Origin of the sequence: Hyphomonas sp., from assembly GCF_046313735.1 — a bacterium.
Taxonomy (GTDB): domain Bacteria; phylum Pseudomonadota; class Alphaproteobacteria; order Caulobacterales; family Hyphomonadaceae; genus Hyphomonas.
In genome coordinates this window covers 72,660-91,134 of the sequence record NZ_JBKBXW010000012.1, presented here as the reverse complement: position 1 = coordinate 91,134, position 18,475 = coordinate 72,660, and the positions used below count along the sequence as shown (strand labels likewise).

14 protein-coding genes and 1 pseudogene are annotated in these 18,475 nt (G+C 64.9%); 9 read left to right on the top strand and 6 right to left on the bottom strand.

Annotated features, from left to right (window positions below; all coding sequences use genetic code 11):
- Positions 1–684 (bottom strand): annotated as a pseudogene (locus ACK4SV_RS07920) (hypothetical protein); the annotation flags it as partial.
- Positions 685–910: 226 nt separating this feature from the next.
- Between ACK4SV_RS07920 and dusA the strand changes: the two are divergent.
- From dusA to ACK4SV_RS07900, 4 genes are all read left to right on the top strand, one after another.
- Positions 911–1,897 carry a tRNA dihydrouridine(20/20a) synthase DusA gene (gene dusA, locus ACK4SV_RS07915; protein WP_409917278.1) on the top strand — a complete coding sequence of 329 codons (987 nt, stop codon included), beginning with the start codon at positions 911–913 and terminating at the stop codon, positions 1,895–1,897.
- Positions 1,898–1,965: 68 nt separating this feature from the next.
- Entirely contained in the window at positions 1,966–3,516 is a 1,551-nt protein-coding gene (locus ACK4SV_RS07910) for a YifB family Mg chelatase-like AAA ATPase (RefSeq protein ID WP_409917277.1), read from the top strand.
- Between the two features lie 43 nt (positions 3,517–3,559).
- Complete coding sequence (locus tag ACK4SV_RS07905) at positions 3,560–5,053, top strand: ATP-binding protein (RefSeq protein WP_409917276.1); 1,494 nt, start codon at positions 3,560–3,562, stop codon at positions 5,051–5,053.
- On the top strand, positions 5,050–6,795 hold the full coding sequence (locus ACK4SV_RS07900) for an MFS transporter (RefSeq protein ID WP_409917275.1): 1,746 nt from the start codon (positions 5,050–5,052) through the stop codon (positions 6,793–6,795). The genes ACK4SV_RS07905 and ACK4SV_RS07900 overlap by 4 nt, the downstream gene beginning before the upstream one ends.
- A gap of 15 nt (positions 6,796–6,810) precedes the next feature.
- Here the strand turns inward: ACK4SV_RS07900 and ACK4SV_RS07895 are convergent, their stop codons facing one another.
- Positions 6,811–9,087 carry an NADP-dependent malic enzyme gene (locus ACK4SV_RS07895; protein ID WP_409917274.1) on the bottom strand — a complete coding sequence of 759 codons (2,277 nt, stop codon included), beginning with the start codon at positions 9,085–9,087 and terminating at the stop codon, positions 6,811–6,813.
- On the opposite strand from ACK4SV_RS07895, the gene mutS reads away from it, so the two are divergent.
- The gene (gene mutS, locus ACK4SV_RS07890; protein ID WP_409917273.1) at positions 9,008–11,911 is read left to right on the top strand and encodes a DNA mismatch repair protein MutS; all 2,904 of its coding nucleotides are present in this window, start codon (positions 9,008–9,010) and stop codon (positions 11,909–11,911) included. The two genes, ACK4SV_RS07895 and mutS, sit on opposite strands and share 80 nt — an antisense overlap.
- On the opposite strand, the gene ACK4SV_RS07885 is transcribed toward mutS, so the two are convergent.
- Positions 11,895–12,581 (bottom strand): VOC family protein, encoded by a 687-nt coding sequence (locus ACK4SV_RS07885; RefSeq protein WP_409917272.1) that lies wholly within the window; start codon positions 12,579–12,581, stop codon positions 11,895–11,897. The two genes, mutS and ACK4SV_RS07885, sit on opposite strands and share 17 nt — an antisense overlap.
- A gap of 92 nt (positions 12,582–12,673) precedes the next feature.
- Here ACK4SV_RS07885 and ACK4SV_RS07880 point away from each other — a divergent pair, with 92 nt between their 5' ends.
- Positions 12,674–13,843 carry an alpha/beta hydrolase family protein gene (locus tag ACK4SV_RS07880; protein WP_409917271.1) on the top strand — a complete coding sequence of 390 codons (1,170 nt, stop codon included), beginning with the start codon at positions 12,674–12,676 and terminating at the stop codon, positions 13,841–13,843.
- Here ACK4SV_RS07880 and ACK4SV_RS07875 read toward each other — a convergent pair.
- From ACK4SV_RS07875 to ACK4SV_RS07865, 3 genes are read right to left on the bottom strand one after another with little or no spacing between them, the layout of a single operon-like run.
- Positions 13,840–14,187 (bottom strand): hypothetical protein, encoded by a 348-nt coding sequence (locus ACK4SV_RS07875; protein WP_409917270.1) that lies wholly within the window; start codon positions 14,185–14,187, stop codon positions 13,840–13,842. The genes ACK4SV_RS07880 and ACK4SV_RS07875 overlap by 4 nt on opposite strands.
- Before the next feature lie 28 nt (positions 14,188–14,215).
- On the bottom strand, positions 14,216–15,166 hold the full coding sequence (gshB, locus tag ACK4SV_RS07870) for a glutathione synthase (protein WP_409917269.1): 951 nt from the start codon (positions 15,164–15,166) through the stop codon (positions 14,216–14,218).
- A 56-nt stretch (positions 15,167–15,222) separates the two neighbouring features.
- Positions 15,223–15,984, bottom strand: coding sequence for a BON domain-containing protein (locus ACK4SV_RS07865; RefSeq protein ID WP_409917268.1), 762 nt, complete (start codon positions 15,982–15,984; stop codon positions 15,223–15,225).
- Positions 15,985–16,010: 26 nt separating this feature from the next.
- On the opposite strand from ACK4SV_RS07865, the gene rsfS reads away from it, so the two are divergent.
- The 3 genes from rsfS (at position 16,011) to ACK4SV_RS07850 (ending at position 18,388) form a co-directional block, all read left to right on the top strand.
- The gene (rsfS, locus tag ACK4SV_RS07860; protein ID WP_409917267.1) at positions 16,011–16,532 is read left to right on the top strand and encodes a ribosome silencing factor; all 522 of its coding nucleotides are present in this window, start codon (positions 16,011–16,013) and stop codon (positions 16,530–16,532) included.
- A gap of 6 nt (positions 16,533–16,538) precedes the next feature.
- On the top strand, positions 16,539–17,003 hold the full coding sequence (locus ACK4SV_RS07855) for a 23S rRNA (pseudouridine(1915)-N(3))-methyltransferase RlmH (protein WP_409917266.1): 465 nt from the start codon (positions 16,539–16,541) through the stop codon (positions 17,001–17,003).
- An 89-nt stretch (positions 17,004–17,092) separates the two neighbouring features.
- A complete protein-coding gene (locus tag ACK4SV_RS07850) occupies positions 17,093–18,388 on the top strand; it encodes a TAXI family TRAP transporter solute-binding subunit (RefSeq protein ID WP_409917265.1) in 1,296 nt (431 codons plus the stop codon).
- Positions 18,389–18,475: the final 87 nt, after the last annotated feature.

Here is an 18,475-nt window from a genome sequence, read left to right as displayed (position 1 = left end):
AGCGCCATCGGGAACAAACCCCCGGCGGCGCTGATCAATCATGCTGGCGTCACCAGTCCGCCAGTGTGAAAAAGGCCGGAAAACTCTAGCCGGTAGTGGTCCAGACTTGGGTCTCAGAGCACTAATCGAGAGAGTCTGCAAATTCATGGCCGGAATTCCGGGGGCTGGGTCATGACGCATGGCGGTTGCCACGGCAAAGATGACAAGCCGGCCGATCGGCGACTTCTGGCGAGAGTTGCCGTTGAAGTAGCCGATCAGCAGATCGAGCTCTTCCTGTGTCGGGCGGCGGTCACGCTCCTGCGCCTTGCCGACGAGGCCGAGGCGTTTTAGGGCGACCCGCGCAAGGTCGACCTGCTCAGGGCTTACCGGCAGCCCGTGGACCGCCGAGGCGTGCAGGAGCACGGTCTTGATGCGGGAGATGTCCGCCGAGATCGTGGGCGGGCCAGCGCCTTCAGCCTGGCGCTCTCGAGCGAACTGGATAATCCGTTCACGGTCGAGCACTTCAAGCGGGACATGGCTGGGCCTGGCTCTGAGCTTCTCCGGGGAATAGGCCTTCGACCGGCGGAGGGCCGCGCCGACATCGAGCATGTCTGTGATGTGGAGATCGATCAACTGGGAGAAGGTCGAGAGGTCATCCGGGAGGTGCTTCGAGACGCTTTCGCCTCGGTCAAGCCGGCGCTCCATCTTGAGCGCTCAATCCTCTGCGTCCTTCCTGCGCAAAAAGCTCTGGGATACATGGCGGCCCTTGGGCCTCACCAAGCTCCGCCATTGACCTTTCGGGAGTTTGGAAATGCTCGACATTCGTGTGCGCTCCGTGTGGACAGAGGGGCTCAATCGGGTGCAACCGTGTGTCAATTCGTGAATAAATTGTGGACAGGCTCTTGCTTTAGTCCCTTGATAGTTCTGAAAAATGCAAAAAAAACAAGACTATAGATTTTCTGTCGCTCCGATGATGGACTGGACGGACCGGCATTGCCGGGCCTTCCATCGCTGCCTGACCAAGCGGGCGCTGCTCTGGACCGAGATGGTGACCGCTGACGCCGTCATCCGGGGGCACCGGGAACGGCTGATCGGTTTCAGCGACGTTGAGCATCCTGTTGTTCTGCAGCTTGGCGGGTCGGAGCCTGCGAAGCTCGCCGAGGCAGCCCGCATCGCGGAAGGCTTCGGCTATGATGAGATCAACCTGAATTGCGGCTGCCCGTCGGAGCGCGTGCAATCGGGCGCATTCGGGGCGTGCCTGATGGCCGAACCGGACCTGGTGGCGGAGTGTGTATCCGCCATGCGCGCCGCTGTATCGGTGCCGGTCACCGTCAAATGCCGGATCGCGATTGACGACCTTCCGGCTGAGGAAACGCTGTTCGGTTTCGTGGACAAGGTCGCTGCAGCCGGATGCGAGGTTTTCACCGTCCATGCCCGCAAGGCCTGGCTTAAGGGCCTCAGCCCGAAGGAAAACCGGGAAATCCCGCCGCTGGATTACGGTCTGGTCGCCCGGCTGAAAGCGGCGCGGCCAGACCTTGCGGTCATCCTCAATGGCGGCATCGCGCAGCTTGAGGATTGCCGCGCCCATCTGGAAACCTTCGACGGCGTCATGCTCGGCCGGGCGGCCTATCAGACGCCGGACCTGCTCGGCGGCGTTGATTCGGCGCTGTTCGGGGAGGGGATGCCGGTGCCGCCAGCTGAGGCTGTGCGTGCATTTGAGCCCTACATCGCCGCCCGCCTCGCAGAAGGCATCAGCCTGCATGCGATGACCCGGCACATGCTCGGCCTGTTTGCCGGCCAGCCGGGCGCGCGCCAGTGGCGGCGTACGCTGTCCGAGCGCGCGGTGAAGCCGGGGGCCGGGCTCGAAGTGCTCCGCAACGCGCTCGGCGCGGTGGAAGGCGCTGCCCTCGCGGGTTAAAAATCGTTCTTTCTTTGTTCCTTGGTCTGTGTTAACCCTTTTCCGGTGGCGGGATGGAGGGGCGCACAATGGTCAGCCGGGTGACGACATTTGCGTTCGAGGGCGTTGAGGCCCAGCCGGTCGATGTCCAGGTCCAGCTTGTGGGCGGCAATCCGGCCTTTCATGTTGTCGGCCTGCCGGACAAGGCAGTCGGTGAAAGCCGGGAGCGGGTGCGCGCGGCCCTGATGGCGCTCGGCCTCGCCCTGCCGCCGAAGCGCGTGATCGTGAACCTTGCGCCTGCCGACCTGCCCAAGGAAGGCAGTCATTATGACCTCGCCATTGCGCTGGCCTTGCTCGGAACGATGGGGGTTGTTCCGGATGCGGAGCTGTCGAAATATGCCGCGATCGGGGAATTGTCGCTTGATGGCCGCCTCGGGGAGACGGCCGGGATCCTGCCTGCCGCCATGGCTGCCGAAGCGCTCGGGCTCAGCCTGATCTGCCCGGCCGCGGGCGGCGGCGAAGCGGCTTGGTCGGGCGGGCATATCCTGCCGGCGCCGCACCTGATGGCTCTGATCAACCACTTTGCGGGCCGCAGCATCCTTTCCCCGCCCCAGCGCGGGGAAATTGACCTCGCTCCGCCGGGGCCGGACCTGCGCGACGTGAAAGGTCAGGAAGGCGCCAAGCGCGTACTCGAGATCGCGGCGGCGGGCGGGCATAACCTGCTCCTCTGCGGGCCGCCGGGCTCGGGCAAGTCGATGCTCGCCGAACGCCTGCCCGGCCTGCTGCCGCCCCTCTCGGCGCGGGAGCTCTTGGAAGTGTCGCAGATCATGTCGGTGGCGGGCCTGCTGCAGCGCGGCCGGCTCTCGCGGGTCCGCCCGTTCCGGGCGCCGCACCATTCGGCTTCCATGGCAGCGCTCGTCGGCGGCGGAATCAAGGCAAAGCCGGGCGAAGTGTCGCTCGCCCATCACGGCGTGCTCTTCCTTGATGAGTTGCCGGAGTTCTCTGCAACGGTCCTCGACAGCCTGCGCCAGCCGCTCGAATCCGGTGAAGCCGTGATTGCGCGGGCCAACCGGCATGTTCGCTACCCGGCGCGCTTCCAGCTGCTGGCTGCGATGAACCCTTGCCGGTGCGGCGGCGGGGCAGGGGCGGCGGCCTGTACACGCGGTCCCCGCTGCGCGGCGGACTATCAGGCGCGGATATCGGGGCCGTTCCTCGACCGGATGGATTTGTTCTTCGACACGCCGCCTGTGACGGCGGTGGACCTTGCGCTGCCGGCCCCGAAGGAAGGCTCCGCCGAAGTGCGCGCCCGGGTCGCCCGGGCCCGTAACCGGCAGGCAGACCGGCTCGCCGAATTCGAAGGCCAGATCGCCCGCCCTGTGAACGCCGATATCCCTGCCGGCGCGCTCGACCGGCTGATCGCTCCGGATGCAGCCGGGGCCGCGCTTCTCAGCGATGCGGCAGAAAAGCTGCGCCTGACCGCGCGGGGCTATACCCGCACATTGAAAGTGGCCCGAACGATTGCCGATCTTGACGGGGCTGACGGGGTGCGCCGCGTGCACCTTGCGGAGGCGCTGAGCTATCGCTACCGCCCGCCCTCGGAAATGGCATCGCCCGGCGGGGAAGCGAGGCTTGCACGCTGATCACCCTAAGCACCTGTTAAGCCTTTCTGCCGAGGATTCGGCCATGACCCAGACCCCGCCGCCCGGACCCGATGACCCCTCTCCGGAGAAGACATTCCTCGCCACCGCGAGCCATGAAATCCGCACGCCTCTCAATGGGATTCTCGGCACCGTCTCACTGTTGCTGGAAACCGACCTGACCCCGGCCCAGCGCGAATATGCCGAAACGATCCGCCTCTCCGGCGGCCGGCTGCTCGACCTGCTGAACAATGTGCTCGATTATGCGCGCCTCGATGCGGCGGCTGTTGAGATCGAGGCCGAGAGTTTCTGCCCGGTGCGCCTCGCGGGAGAAGTGGTCGAACTCCTCAGCCCGCGGGCTCATGCAGCGGGTCTTGACCTTGCGGTGCGCGCCCTGCCGCTGCCGATGCCCAAATTCCTCGGGGATGCGGGCCGTATCCGGCAGATCCTGTTCAACCTTGTCGGTAATGCGCTGAAGTTCACCAGTCGCGGCGCTGTCCTGATCGACATTGAAGCAACGGCCGATGGCCTCAGCTGGTCGGTGCGCGATACCGGGCCCGGCATCGGCGCCGCCGATCAGGGCCGCCTGTTCGAGGCGTTCCGGCAGGCGAGTTCGGGCGATGCCTACCGGGAGGGCGGGGTGGGCCTCGGCCTCGCCATCGTCAAGCGGCTGGTTGACCTGCTGGGCGGGCGAATCGAAGTTGTCTCCTCCCCTGGCGAAGGCGCGTGCTTCAGATGCTCATTGCCCCTGCGCCGCGCGGCTGAGGCGCCGGCCGATCCCCTGCCGCGCATCGGCGGAGTGATCGGCCTTGCCGGCTTGCCGCCAGCCACCTGCCTTTCGCTGGCTGCTGGCCTTGAAGCCATGGGCGCTGTTGCGGTGCACGCTGCTGCCGGTGCTGCCAGCTTGCCGCCGGATACCGGCGTTGTCCTGATCGGCGCTGACCTGCCGGAGAGCGAAGTGGCAGAATTTGCGGCCCGCGCCGGCGCGCTCGTCATCCTCAGGCCGGAGGACAGGGGCGCGATTTCGCGGTTCCGGGCGCTGGGCTGCGCCGGCTGGCTCGTCCGGCCGCTGCGGATGACATCAGTTGCCGAGCGGATCCAGCTTGCCCGCGCAGGCCGTGATGCAGCGGAGGAAACCGAAGCCGCCGTGGAGGCGGGCCGCGTGCTGATCGCCGAGGATAATCCGGTGAATGTGCTCATTGCACGCCGCGCCTTGGAATCGGCCGGATTTACCGTCACTGTAGCCGTCACGGGCAGCGAAGCGCTGGATGCGGCTGCCCGGATTGAGCCGGAGCTTGTGCTGATGGATCTGCGTATGCCGGTCATGGACGGATTCGAGGCGACAAGGCGCCTGCGCGCGGGCGGCTATGCCGGGCCGGTGATTGCGGTTTCGGCCGAGATCAACCCCGATATCGAGCGGCGCGCCCGTGATGCCGGGGCTGATGGTGTGGCGGCCAAACCGCTGGATGCAGAGGCCTTGCGGCGCCTTGCCCGCCGATGGATCCGGCAGGTTCCCGCGCTTTCGGCGGGGGCTGCATGAGCCCGCCTGCCGCAGAGGCTGAAACCAGATCGGCCGAGCCCCGCTTCATTCGGGCGCTGCGCGCGCTGCGCGACCGGCGGATGGCCGCAATGCTGCTGCTGGCGCTGGCAGCTGGCCTGCCCTACGGCGCAGTTCTCGGCACCCTGAACGCCTGGCTGACGACCGAGAATGTCTCGCCATCCACCATCGGCACCCTCTCGCTCATCACGCTTGGCTATGCGTTCAAATATCTCTGGTCCCCGGCTTTCCAGACGGCGCGCCATCCGAAACCCGTTCTGGGCCCGCGGCGAACCTGGCTGATCAGCCTGCAGCTGCCGATTGCTGCGCTGCTGATTCTCTTGCCCTTCACCAATCCGGGCAGCCAGATCGGAATTGTGGCGCTTGTTGCGCTTGGTGTCGCGCTCCTGTCTGCAACACACGATATCGTGCTGGATGCCTGGCGGATCGAAGTCGCGCGCTCCGATGAAGATAAAGACCTGATGTCCGCGCTTTACCAGTTTGGATATCGGGCGGCGACATTTGTTACGGGCTTCCTCGCACTCCTGCTTGCGGAGTATTTCGGCTGGGCTTTCGTTTATGGACTAATCGCCCTGATGATGGTGCTGGCAATCTCCGGCACGCTCATAGCGCCCGAACCCGAACTTTCCGAAGCGCCATCCAGCGCGCGTGAAAGTTACCAGTCCGTCCTGCCCGATCGCAGCCTGATGGGGTATTCGCTCGCTGTTACGCTCGGCTGGGCGCTCGCCATCGCAATGATCTCCTGGCACGTCTTCGCCTCCCTGACGATGACGCCGCCGCCAAGCGGCAGGGCCTTCGTGCTTGAACAGGGGCCGGTCATTGTCGGCTTGACCGTTCTGCTGCCCGCAGGCCTCGCCACCTGGCTGCTCAGCCGGCATGGCCGCAAGCCGGGCACGAGCCTGCCCGACGCGCCATCCGATCCGCGTGCCGCCAAGGTGTTGCGCTCGCTGTTCCGCGCGATCTTTGATCCCTTGATGGAAATGATCGGCCGTCTTGGCTGGGGGGCAGTGCTGGTTTTGCTGCTTGCGCTGACTTACCGGTTCACGGATGCGGTCTGGGGCGCCTTTGCCTATCCTTTTTATCTGGGCACCGAGTATGGCGCGATCAACCACACGATGGCCGACGTGGCCGTCGCTTCGAAATTTTTCGGCGTTCTGATGACAATGGCGGGCGCAGCAATCGGTGTCGTGGTAATCAGCCTGATCGGACGTATGCCGGTTCTGGTAATCGGTGCCATCGTCGCGGCGGCAACGAACCTCCTCTTCGCGGACCTTTCCCGAGGCGGCATGGCGCTCGATGCCTTCCTTGACTGGACGCGGATGGGCGAGCCGCTGCGGATGTTTGCCGGCTGGGCGGCCTCAATCTCTCCGGAAGGACACGGCGCAGAGGCGGGCCGGCGCATGGCGCGGCTGATGCTGGCGATTGCGGGGGAGAACCTTGCGGGCGGCTTTGCCAGCGTGGCGGTCGTTGCCTACCTTACCTCGGTCGTGAACCCGCGCTTTGCGGCGGTCCAGTATGCCCTGCTCGGCTCGCTGACCATGCTGATCGGCACGCTTGGCCGGCCCTGGCTTGGCGGCATGATCGAGAATCAGGGCTATTATACCGTCTTCATTGTCACCTTCTGGCTCGGCGGCGTGGCAGTGGTTCTGTCGATCATCGAATGGATCAGGCAGGCGCGGCAGCGCTGGGCCGAACCGTCTGCCGCTGCAGCGCCTGCAGAGTAATCAGGGGCCCGCCGTTCAGGTGCTTTCGCAGGTGTCCATGTCGTAGGCGGCGATGGTTGCGAGATCGACGATATCGCCCACCGTCGCGCCGAGCGAGGCGATCTGCACTGGCTTTTCAAGACCCACCAGCATCGGGCCGATCACCGTCGCCCGGCTCATTGCTTCGAGCAGGTTGGTGGCAATAGAGGCCGAATGGATCGCCGGCATCACCAGCACGTTCGCCGCTCCGGTCAGGCGCGAGAAGGGGTAGATGATGCGGTGATTGGGGTTCAGCGCCACATCGGCGTTCACGTCACCCTCGTATTCGAAGTCGATGCCGTCCATCTTGTCGAGCAGGCCGACCGCTTCGCGCACTTTGTCACCCCGCTCGCCCATCGGATTGCCGAAGTTCGAATAAGAGAGGAACGCCACGCGCGGTGTGAAGCCGAGGCTGCGCACCGACCGCGCCGCCTCGATGGCTATCCGGGCAAGCGTCGGCCCATCGGGCAGTTCGTTGACGCTGGTGTCGGCGATGAAAATCGTTTTGCCGAGGTTGATCACCAGGGACATGCCAATAACCGCCTGTCCCGGGATCGGGTCCAGCACCATCATGGCATCCTGCAGCGCCATGTCGTAATTGCGGGTCACGCCGGTCACCATGCCGTCGGCATCGCCGTTCTTGAGCATACAGGCGCCGAATACGTTGCGGTCCTGATTCACGAGGCGCTGGACGTCGCGCTTGAGATAGCCCTTGCGCTGCAGACGCTGATACAAAAGATCGACATAGACCGGGTTCTTATCTGAGAGGCGGGCGTTGATGATGTCAAGCGAGCCGAGCGGGATGCCCATCTGCTCCATGGCCCTCTCGACCTGCGCTTCGCGGCCAATCAGGATCGGATGGCCGAGGCCCTGATTCTTGAAGCTGAAGGCAGCGCGAACAACGGCAGGTTCTTCGCCTTCGGCGAAGACGATCCGGCGCTGCAGTTCCCGCGCTCGCGCCTGCACGCCTTGCAGGAAGGCCGCTGCCGGATCGGCCCGGCGGGCGAGGGAGCGCCGATAGGCCTCCATATCTGCGATCGGCTTGCGCGCGACCCCGGTATCCATCGCGGCCTGGGCCACGAAAGGCGGGATGAAGCTGATCAGGCGCGGATCGAAGGGGGTGGGGATGATGTAATCCCGCCCGAAGCTCGGACGGGCGCCATGATAGGCGGCGGCGACTTCATCGGGAACGTCTTCGCGGGCAAGCTCTGCCAGCGCGCGGGCGCAGGCGACCTTCATTTCCTCATTGATGCCGCGCGCCCGCACATCGAGCGCGCCGCGGAAGATGTAGGGAAAGCCCAGCACATTGTTGACCTGGTTGGGATAATCCGACCGGCCGGTTGCAATGATGGCGTCAGAGCGGACGGCCTTGATCTCTTCCGGCGTGATCTCCGGATCGGGATTGGCCATGGCAAAGATGATCGGATTCCTGGCCATGGATTTGACCATGTCCTGCGTCACCGCGCCCTTGACCGACAGGCCGAGGAACACGTCGGCGCCCTCCATGGCTTCGGTCAGGGTCCGCTTCTTTGTCTTGACGGCAAAGGCGGATTTGAACTGGTCCATCTTCTCGGTGCGGCCCTCATAGACGACGCCGAGGCTGTCGCAGATGAGGATGTTCTCGGCCTTCACGCCCAGATGCCGGATGAGCCCGGCCACCGACAGGCCCGCTGCGCCGGCGCCGGAAACGGCGACCTTCACGTCTTTCAGCTCGCGCCCGGTGATGTGGCAGGCATTGATCAGGCCGGCGGCGGCGATGATGGCGGTGCCGTGCTGGTCGTCATGGAAGACCGGGATGTCGAGCTCTTCGCGCAGCCGGCTTTCGATGATGAAACAGTCCGGCGAGGAAATGTCCTCGAGGTTGATGCCGCCCCAGGTCGCGCCGATGTTGCGCACGGTGCGGATGAAGTCCTCCGGGTCGGTCGTGCTGACTTCGACATCGAAACTGTCGATGTCCGCGAAGCGTTTGAACAGGACGGACTTGCCCTCCATGACCGGCTTCGAGGCCATGGGCCCGAGATTGCCGAGCCCGAGGATCGCCGTGCCGTTGGAGATCACGGCAACAAGGTTGCCCTTGGAGGTATAGTCGTAAGCCCGATCTTCGTTCTCCGCGATGGCCAGCACGGGCACAGCGACGCCCGGGCTGTAGGCCAGCGACAGGTCACGCTGGGTGCCCATCGGCTTGGTCGGGATCATGGAGATTTTGCCAGCCGTTGGCTGGGAATGGAAATCTAGGGCTTCCTGGTCGGTGAAGCTCGGGCGCTGCATGGGCATCTGGGCCTTTGGCTGGGGACGGGGGGTGTCCGGGAATGTCTTGTCTCCCCCGTCTAGGCCGCACCGGAGCCTGTGCCAACAGCGAAAACTGACACCAGATGCCGCGCAGCTTTGCGAATCTGCAGCTGGCGGGCTAGCGTCGGAGCCCATGGCCGATACCTCCCGCCCCCCTGCCGCTGCCGAGCCTTCGCCCTTCATGGCGCAGTACCTGTCGATCAAGGCAGGCCATCCCGGCGCGCTGCTGTTCTTTCGGATGGGGGATTTCTATGAGCTGTTTTTCGACGATGCCGTCGAAGCCGCGCGCATCCTCGACATCACGCTGACGGCACGGGGCGAACATGACGGCCAGCCGATTCCGATGGCGGGCGTGCCCTATCATGCCGCCGAGGGCTACCTCGCGCGCCTGATCAAGGCGGGCTGCCGGGTCGCGGTGTGCGAACAGGTCGAGACACCCGCCGAAGCGAAGAAGCGTGGCTCGAAGTCGATCGTGCGGCGCGAAGTTGTCCGCATCGTCACCCCCGGCACGCTGACAGAGGACGCGCTTCTGCCCGCCCGGCAGGGGCAGGCGCTCGCCGCGATTGCGTTTTCCGGGGCGGGGGAGGCGGCGCTGGCGGTCTGCGATGTCTCCACCGGCGCATTCGAACTGGCCGCCATCCCGGCGGGAAACCTCGCCGAAGCCCTCCTCGCCCGTCCGCTCAGCGAACTGGTCGTCTCTGCCGAAGACCGGGACCGGCCGGGGGTGCGTGAGGCAGAGGGCTTTGCCGGCGTGCCTGTGACAGAGCGGCCGGGCCGGGCGGCGACGCCCAAATCGGGCGAGGCGCTCTTGAGGGAGGTGTTCGGTGTTGCGGCCCTTGATGGGCTCGGCGCCTTCAGCCGGGTGGAGCTTTCAGCGGCGGGCCTCCTGCTCGACTATGTGAAACTCACCCAGGCCGGCGCGCCGGTCCGGCTGCGCCCCCCGGGGCGGCAGGAGGCAGGCGGCGTCCTGCTGATTGACCCGGCGACGCGCGCCAGCCTCGAAATCGACCGCAGCCTGGGCGGCGGCAAGGGTGGCAGCCTGCTTGCCGTCATCGACCGGACGGTGACGGCGCCGGGCGCCCGCCTGCTTGCGCGCCGGCTGTCGCTGCCCTCGCGGGACGCTAGCGAGATTGCCGCGCGGCATGAGGCGGTCGCCTTCCTTGTGGACGAGCCGTCCCGGCTGGAAGATATCCGGGCACGGCTGAAATCTGCGCCGGATCTGGAGCGCGCAGCCACCCGGCTCAGCCTCGGACGCGGCGGCCCGCGCGACCTCGCGGCCCTGTCGATGGCCATCCTCGCCGGGCCGGACGCTGCTGCCTTGCTGGGCACCGCCCTTCCGCCGCGCCTTGCCGATGCTGCCACCACGCTCAGCCTCGACCAGACGCCGCAGCTTCGCGCCTTCGCTGAAGACCTTGCCCGCGCCATCAGTGCGAGCCCGCCGATGCTGGCCCGCGAGGGCGGCTTCATTGCGCCGGGCTGGGACAGGGCGCTTGATGAAATCCGTACCCTGAGGGACAGCAGCCGCAAGATCATTGCTGGCCTGCAGGCTCAGTATGCGGAGCAGACGGGTGTTGCGTCGCTGAAGATCAAGTTCAACAATGTGCTCGGCTATTTCATCGAAGTGCCTGCCAACAAGGCCGACCCGATGCTGCGCGCGCCGCTGTCATCAGACTTCATCCACCGCCAGACGATGGCCGGCGCTGTCCGCTTCTCGACGCATGAGCTTGCCGATATCGCGGGCCGTATCGGGCGCGCCGAGGATGAAGCGAAAGCGCGCGAGTTGGCGATCTTCGAAGCCTTCTGCCGGAAGGCGGAGGAGCTTGCCGGGCCCGCCGCCATCTTTGCCGCTGCGCTCGCTGAACTCGATGTTGCGGCAAGCCATGCGGCCTGGGCAGCCGAGACAGGCGCCGTGCGGCCGGTCATTGAGGATCGCCCCGTGCTGGAGGCCTCAGGCCTGCGCCATCCGGTGGTTGAAGCGGCCCTGCGAAAGGACGGGAAGGGGTTCACCTCCAACGATCTGAACCTGGACGCAGCCGGAGACGCCGCGCCGCGCTTCCTGCTTGTCACCGGGCCGAACATGGCTGGCAAGTCGACTTATCTGAGGCAGGCGGCACTTGCCGTCATCCTTGCGCAGTCCGGCGGGTTCGTCCCGGCACGGACCTTCCGGCTTGGCCTTGCGGACAGGGTTTTTTCGCGCGTCGGCGCGTCCGATGACCTGGCGCGCGGCCGCTCGACCTTCATGGTCGAAATGGTGGAGACCGCCGCGATCCTCAACCAGGCGACGCCGGACAGTTTCGTGATCCTCGATGAAGTCGGACGCGGAACCGCTACTTGGGACGGCCTCGCCATCGCCTGGGCGGCAGCGGAACATCTTCACGATACGAACAAATGCCGCGCGATCTTCGCAACCCACTATCATGAGCTGACAGACCTTGCGGCGCGCCTGCCGGCTGCGGCAAACGCCTCCCTCAAGGCACGCGAATGGAAGAATGACCTGATCTTCCTGCACCAAGTCCAACCGGGGCCGGCGGACCGGTCATACGGTGTGCAGGTCGCCAAGCTCGCCGGGTTGCCGCGCGTCGCCGTCCAGCGCGCAGCACAGATCCTGAAACAGCTGGAAGCAGGTCCGTCGGCCGCCGAAAGCCTGCCGCTGTTTGCAGCGACCTCCGCCGATCCTCCGTTGACGGATATTCCGGAGGAAGCCGCCGCTGTCCTGGAAGCCCTCGCCGCCATCGCGCCCGACGACCTGACCCCGCGCGAAGCGCTGGACCTGATTTACCGGCTGAAAGCGCTCAGCCGGCCAGCTTGACCGGTGCCTCGAATTTTGCGGACTGGGTGATGACCTCGTCCGGCGCGGCCAGCATCGCCTTGTACATCGCCTCAGGATAGGCCTGATGCGGCTTTGCCGGATCGTAGGGCGGCTGGGGCACGGCGCCGCCCTCGCCGGCATAGGGATCGGGTTTGCGGTAGCGCGCCATCTGCTCGTCACTGATGCCGACACGCCTTGCGACCTCAGGATCGATCCACGCATCGGGATTGATCGCTTCGGAGGAGCACGCGACTTCCAGTGTCAGCTGGTCGGGCCCCGCAAAATAGATCGACTGGCACATCACATGGTCCAGCGGGCCAATCACATTGACACCCTTCTTGCGGATCCGGTCGCGGATCGCGAGGAGTTCCTCCGGTGTGTCCACACGAAAGGCAAGGTGCTGCATCGTTCCGGGGGCAGACGGGTGCGCGCCAGTGCCGGCATGGGTGATGCCGAGCTGGATCGGGATGTCCTTCACGGCGGGCAGCTCCACGACCGAGAAATAGGAATGGTCATCCATGTGCAGGAAGGCGTGCACGCCGCCCGGCACGCCGTGCATGTCGAAGATTGCGGAGAGGCGGCAGCCCAGCACATCGGAGAAAAACTCGATATGCTGGCGGATGTCGGCTGCCATGATGGCGATGTGGTGGATTCCGTTGACCCGGATCATTGCGGTCCTCCCTGACCTCGCGGCGACGTTGCCGCGTCACATTATCGGTATATTGTGCCGCAAAGCCCGGATGGGGCAAGGGAGGTGACGCGATGGCAGGCGGCGTGAAACTCGTGCGGGAGCCCTACCTTGTCCTGCATTCCGAGACATCAGGCTTCAAGGATGTGTATGGCGGCGCCGGCGAAAGGGTCGTGGTCGAATGTATGCGGATCTTCTGCGAGGGGACTGCGTCGCGCTCTGCCATCGTGTTTTCGCATCCGATCGGCGGCGGCGCCTTCCTGCCGCTGGTCAGCGCGCTCGCCCATGCCGGCCATCATGTGATCTATTGCAACACGCGCTATCGGGGGAATGATACCGCGCTCATCATGGAAAAATGCGTGGCCGACCTTGGCGCCTGCCTCGCTCATGCGCGCACGAAACTGGGCTATGAACGGATCGTTCTTGGCGGCTGGTCCGGCGGCGGGTCTTTGTCCCTGTTCTATCAGGACCAGGCCGAGAACCCGTCGATCACCGAAACACCGGCGGGCGACCCTTACGACCTGACCGCCAAGGACCTTCCGCCTGCCGACGGCATCATGCTGCTGGCCGCGCATGTCAGCCGCGCCGTCACACTGACCGAATGGATGGACCCGTCGATCACGGATGAATCCCACCCGTTTGACCGCGACCCGGAACTGAACATCTACGACCCGGCCAATCCCAACCAGCCTGCCTACAGTCAGGCCTATGTCGCCCGCTACCGCACCGCCCAGCTTGACCGGAACCGCCGGATCACGGCCTGGGTGCGCGAGATGCTTGCGGATTTCCGGAGGAAGGGCGAGCCGAACATGGAGCGCGCATTCACCGTCCATGGCACGATGGCCAGCCTCTGCTGGACGGACCCGGCGCAGGAGCCGTCCGACCGGAGGCCCTACACCTGCTATCTCGGCGAGCCGCGCATCGCGAATGACGGACCTGTCGGTCTCGCCCGGTTCACCACGCTGCGTTCCTGGCTGTCGCAATGGGGCTTCGACACGACCAATGCCGACGGGCTCGGAAATGCCGCGCGGATTTCATGCCCGGTTCTCGTGCTGAACAATACGGCGGATCTTGCCTGCACGCCCAGCCATGCCCAGCGCCTGTTCGATGCGGTTGCGCACGACCGGAAGGTCTACCGGGACATCAAGGACGCCGATCATTACTACATCGAACGCCCGGACCTGCTGCCCGCTGCTGTTGCCGCCTGTTCCGAATGGCTCGAGGCTGAATCGCTCGTCCGTTAGGGCACGCGGATCAGTTCATCTTCATCGTCTTCCGGGGCGGGCGTTTCAGCAGAGAGGTCAATCGCTGCGGAGGCGGGGTCTGTCTCCATGACGATGCCGAGATCCGGCAATGTGCCGAACTCCGCGCTGCCGGCTGCATCGAGCAGGCGATCTCTGCCGCGCACGTCCTGATCGCGCCCGAGGTTCAGGCGGCTGCTGAACCCGGGCTCTGAGGTGGCCGTTTCCCCAGTTACGGGCGCTTCCGCGCGTGCGGTTTCTGCAGCGGCCTCGGTAGACACGCTTTCGGAACACGCCGCGCCGGTCAATCCGATGCACACGAGCAGGGCGAGCGAGATCGGTTTCATCATTATCCCCTTGGATCTGTTGCAGGCCTCAGCGGGCCGCGAGTCTGACCTCAACAGCGTCCCAGAATTTCGCCGCAGCATCAATCCCGCTCAGCCGCTTCAATGCCTGCACACCGGTCGGCGAGGTGACATTGACTTCTGTCAGCCGCCCGCCGATCACGTCAATCCCAGTCAGCATCAGGCCCCGGCGGCGAAGTTCAGGCCCGATCGTCTCGCAGATGCGTTGGTCTTCTTGCGTCAGGCCTGCAGCTTCCGCCGTGCCTCCGACGACAAGATTCGAGCGCACCTGGCCGGTCTTTGGCCGCCGGTTGATAGCCCCCGCCGGCTCGCCATCGATCAGGATGATCCGCTTGTCGCCTTCGGAGACGGCCGGCAGGAAGGCCTGGACCATGACCGGCTCAGGCGAGCGGGCGAATAAGATTTCCAGCAGGGACTCGATGTTCGGATCATGCGGGGACATCCGGAACACGCCCGCGCCCCCATGGCCGTAGAGCGGCTTGATGATGATATCGCCATGCTCTTCCCGGAACGCTTCGATGACATGCCGGTCCCGCGTCACAGCCGTCGGCGGCATGATTTCGGGATACATCAGCGGGAAGATCTTTTCCGGACTGGACCGCACGCCCGCCGGGTCGTTGAGGACGAGGGTGTCGCCGCTGACCAGTTCGAGCAGGTGGCAGGCAGTGATATAGGCCATGTCGAAGGGCGGATCCTGCCGCATCAGGACGACATCGGCGTCCCGGGCAAGGTCAAGGAGATGCGTCTCACCGAAGAGGCCGGGGGTTTCCCGGACACGCTGGACTTTCGCAGCCCGGGCACGGGCCACCACGCGCCCCCCGGTCAGTGATAGGTCTGCCGGGCCATAGACAAAAAGCTGTGCCCCGCGGGCCTGCGCTGCTTCGGCAAGCGCAAAAGTGGTGTCAGACTCAATATTGACCCGTTCGAGCGGGTCCATCTGGATGGCAATTCGTAGCGTCACGGGGCCTTGGTCTCCGGTTTTCGCCGGAGAACGGGGCGTACCCCAGGCCGGCAGTATCAGTAGCTGACGCCGCGCAGGTCGGGCAGCGGTTCCACTTCATATGACGGCTGAGGAACGGATTGGTAAGTGGGCTCTGTCGGCATCTGTATTGTTGGCGCAGCCTGCCGGCGGCCTTCATCAGCAACCCGGACGTAAGAGACAACCTGCTTGACCCCCCCGACAACGCTGGCCTCTTCGGCTGCGCGGCGCAGCTCCTCCGGGCTGCGGGCAATGCCCATCAGATAAACAACGCCGTTATAGGTCTCGACGTGGAAATTGACGCTCTTGACGGTGCTGGAACCAATCAGCCTCGAACGGACCCTTCCGCTGATCAGTTCATCTGAGAGGTTTGAGAGGAAGCCGCCCGGCGGTTCGATGCGGATTTCATTGGCGACATCTGTTGTCAGGGTGGATGTCCAGGCGACACCTTCAGCGAAAACCCGGTCCTCAGGCGCGTCCACCCGGCCCGTGAGAAGCACCAGGCCGCGGGAAACCTCCACATCGACCTCCGAGAACCGGTTGAAACTCTCCGCAAGGAGGCGTGCACGGATCTGATTTGACGCCGTTGTGTCATCAATTGTTTCGCCGAGGGTCTTGTCCTGCATCGCGGTCAGCCCGGCTGCGCCGGCTGCTCCGGCAATGGCAACGGCGCAACCCGAGACCGGGATCAGGGCAGCAAGTGCAATCAGGGCCGGGGAAATACGCATGGCGGTTGAATCCTGTGTGTCGGGAGGTTCGCGCAAGTTACTATGACGCAACTTACGGCGCTTTTCAGGCATGTTCTATTTAATTCCCTGTAGCCAACATGAACGGGCGCAATTTTGCTGAAAGGCTGGCCAGTTCTCCCGGGGCAGGCATTTTTACTGGTTGCAGTGGCCTGCGCATGTTATCTTCCGCCCTATCGTTCAGGAAAAAAGGAGCTAATCCCCTGTCCACCGCTGCCTCCAGGGTCCCGGCGACCCGAAACGCAACGATCGACGAGATCAGGTCGGTCGCCGAAGCTCTCGGCAAGGTTCTCGAGGATGACAAGGCCGAGGATCTTGTAATGGTCGAACTTCAGGGCCGCTCATCGCTGGCCGATTTCATGCTCATCGCCTCCGGACGCTCAGGCCGCCATGTTGCGGCGCTCGCTGACCATGTCGCCCAGGAAGTGAAAAAGCTGACGGGCCGGACTCCCAGCGTTGAAGGGATGCCGAATGCCGACTGGGTGCTCATCGACACCGGCGATGTCATTGTTCACCTCTTCCGCCCGGAAGTGCGCGAATTCTATAATCTTGAGAAGATCTGGGCTCAGGATACGGCTGGCCGGCGCGCCAGCGCCAACTGATTTCCCATGCATCTGCGGATCCTCGCCGTCGGCCGGCTCAAGGACGGCCCGGAACGGGTTTTGTGCGACGACTACATAAGGCGCGCGAGCCCGCTCGCCCGCGGGCTCGGCTTCCGGAGTGTTGAGGAGCTTGAAGTCCCCAGCGGCGGCGGGCTGGATACGGAAGGGCGCCGCCTGTCCGAAAAAATTGCGCCGGGTGTCCGGGCAATCCGGCTGGATGAGCACGGCGAAGCGCTGAGTTCCGAGGATTTTGCGCGGCGCCTCGCGGGTTGGCGCGACGACGGTATTCCGGCAGCGGTGTTCATGATTGGCGGCGCTGAAGGTTACAGCGACGCGCTTCGCCGCGCTGTGCCAGCGACATTGGCTTTTGGTGTGCAGACCTGGCCTCACCGGCTGGTCCGCGCGATGCTGGCCGAGCAGATTTACCGGGCCATGACCATTCTTGCGGGCACGCCCTACCATAAAGCCTGACCCGGGCCGGGCAGGCAGTTGCGTATTCCGGCAGCTCGGCTCTATTGGAGGGGCGCTGGCAAGGCTCAGCGGGGTACAGGACAATTATCATGCCCGGCAGGGACTTCTGGAAAATCTATGGGCCGCTGCTCGCGATCGCGTTGATCGCTTTTGTTGTCGCCCTGTCGGCGATGGATCCGGCCCCGCCTTCTTCCATCCGGTTCGGCGCAGGCGCCAAGGGCGGCGCCTATTACGCTTATGCGGAGCGCTATCAGCGGCTCCTGGGGGAACAGGGTGTCAGGGTCGAACTGGTCGAGACTGCAGGCTCGATCGACAATCTGCGCCTGCTTGAAGAGGGCGTGGTCGATGCGGCGCTCGTTCAGGGCGGTATTGCCCGGCCGCAGGACGCTGCAACGCTGGGCTCGGTGGGAGGCCTGTTTGAGGAACCGCTCTGGGTGTTCGTGCGAGCGGGCCATCCTGCGGCCAGTTTCGGGGATCTGCGCGAGGCGCGCTTTTCGATCGGCGCGGAGGGGTCGGGCACGCGGGCGCTCAGCCTCGAGCTGCAGCGCGCCTATGGCGGCACATGGCCTGCCGAGGCGCGTCTCACGCTTGGCACGGCCGAAGCCCAGGCCGCATTGATTGGCGGCGAGGTGGATGCGGTGGCCTTCGCGGCCTCGCCTTCGGCGCCGTATGTGCAGGCGATGATGCGTGACCCGCAGGTCCGCCTGTTGCCATTCGAGAGGGCAGAGGCCATCGCGCGGCGCCAGGAAGGAGTCTCGGCGGTCACGCTGATCCGGGGTGTCGTGGACATTGGCGCCGATATCCCGGCGGCGGATGTGCCGCTAATCGCCGCGATTGCCCAATTGACGGTTCGGCGCGACCTTCATCCGGCAATCGAGGCCATCCTGCTGGATTCAGCGATGCTGATTCATGCGGAAAGCAGCTTGTTCTCGCCGGCGGGCCGGTTCCCGAGCATGGCGGCAACCGACCTGCCCGTGAGCCGGCAGGTCGCGCGCTATTACCAGAACGGGCCGTCCTTCCTGCGCCGGTATTTTCCGTTCGGCGTCGCGAACTTTCTAGACCGGGCCTGGGTGCTGGCCATTCCCCTTCTGACGCTGGCCTTTCCCCTCGTGCGGGCGGCGCCGCCGCTCTATCGCTGGCGGGTGCGCCGCAAGATCTATGTCTGGTACAAGGACCTGCGGGAGCTGGAAGAAAAGGGCCGCGCCCTGCCGGTCGGCGAGGCCCGCAAGGAGGTCGCGGAGGAGCTGGAGGCCTTGCAGGTCGAGATCGGCAAGCTCGCGGTACCGCTGTCCTACACCGACGATCTCTACCGGCTGCGCAGCCATATCGAATTCGTGAAACAGCTGCTGCTGACCGACCAGCCTGTCACCGGTATCGGCATCTAGAACATCGGGCTGATTCATTGAATCAGCCCGATGTTCTAGGTCTTTGAATTGTCGCGGCGTTTTTCCGAAAATCGGTTCCCACTTTTC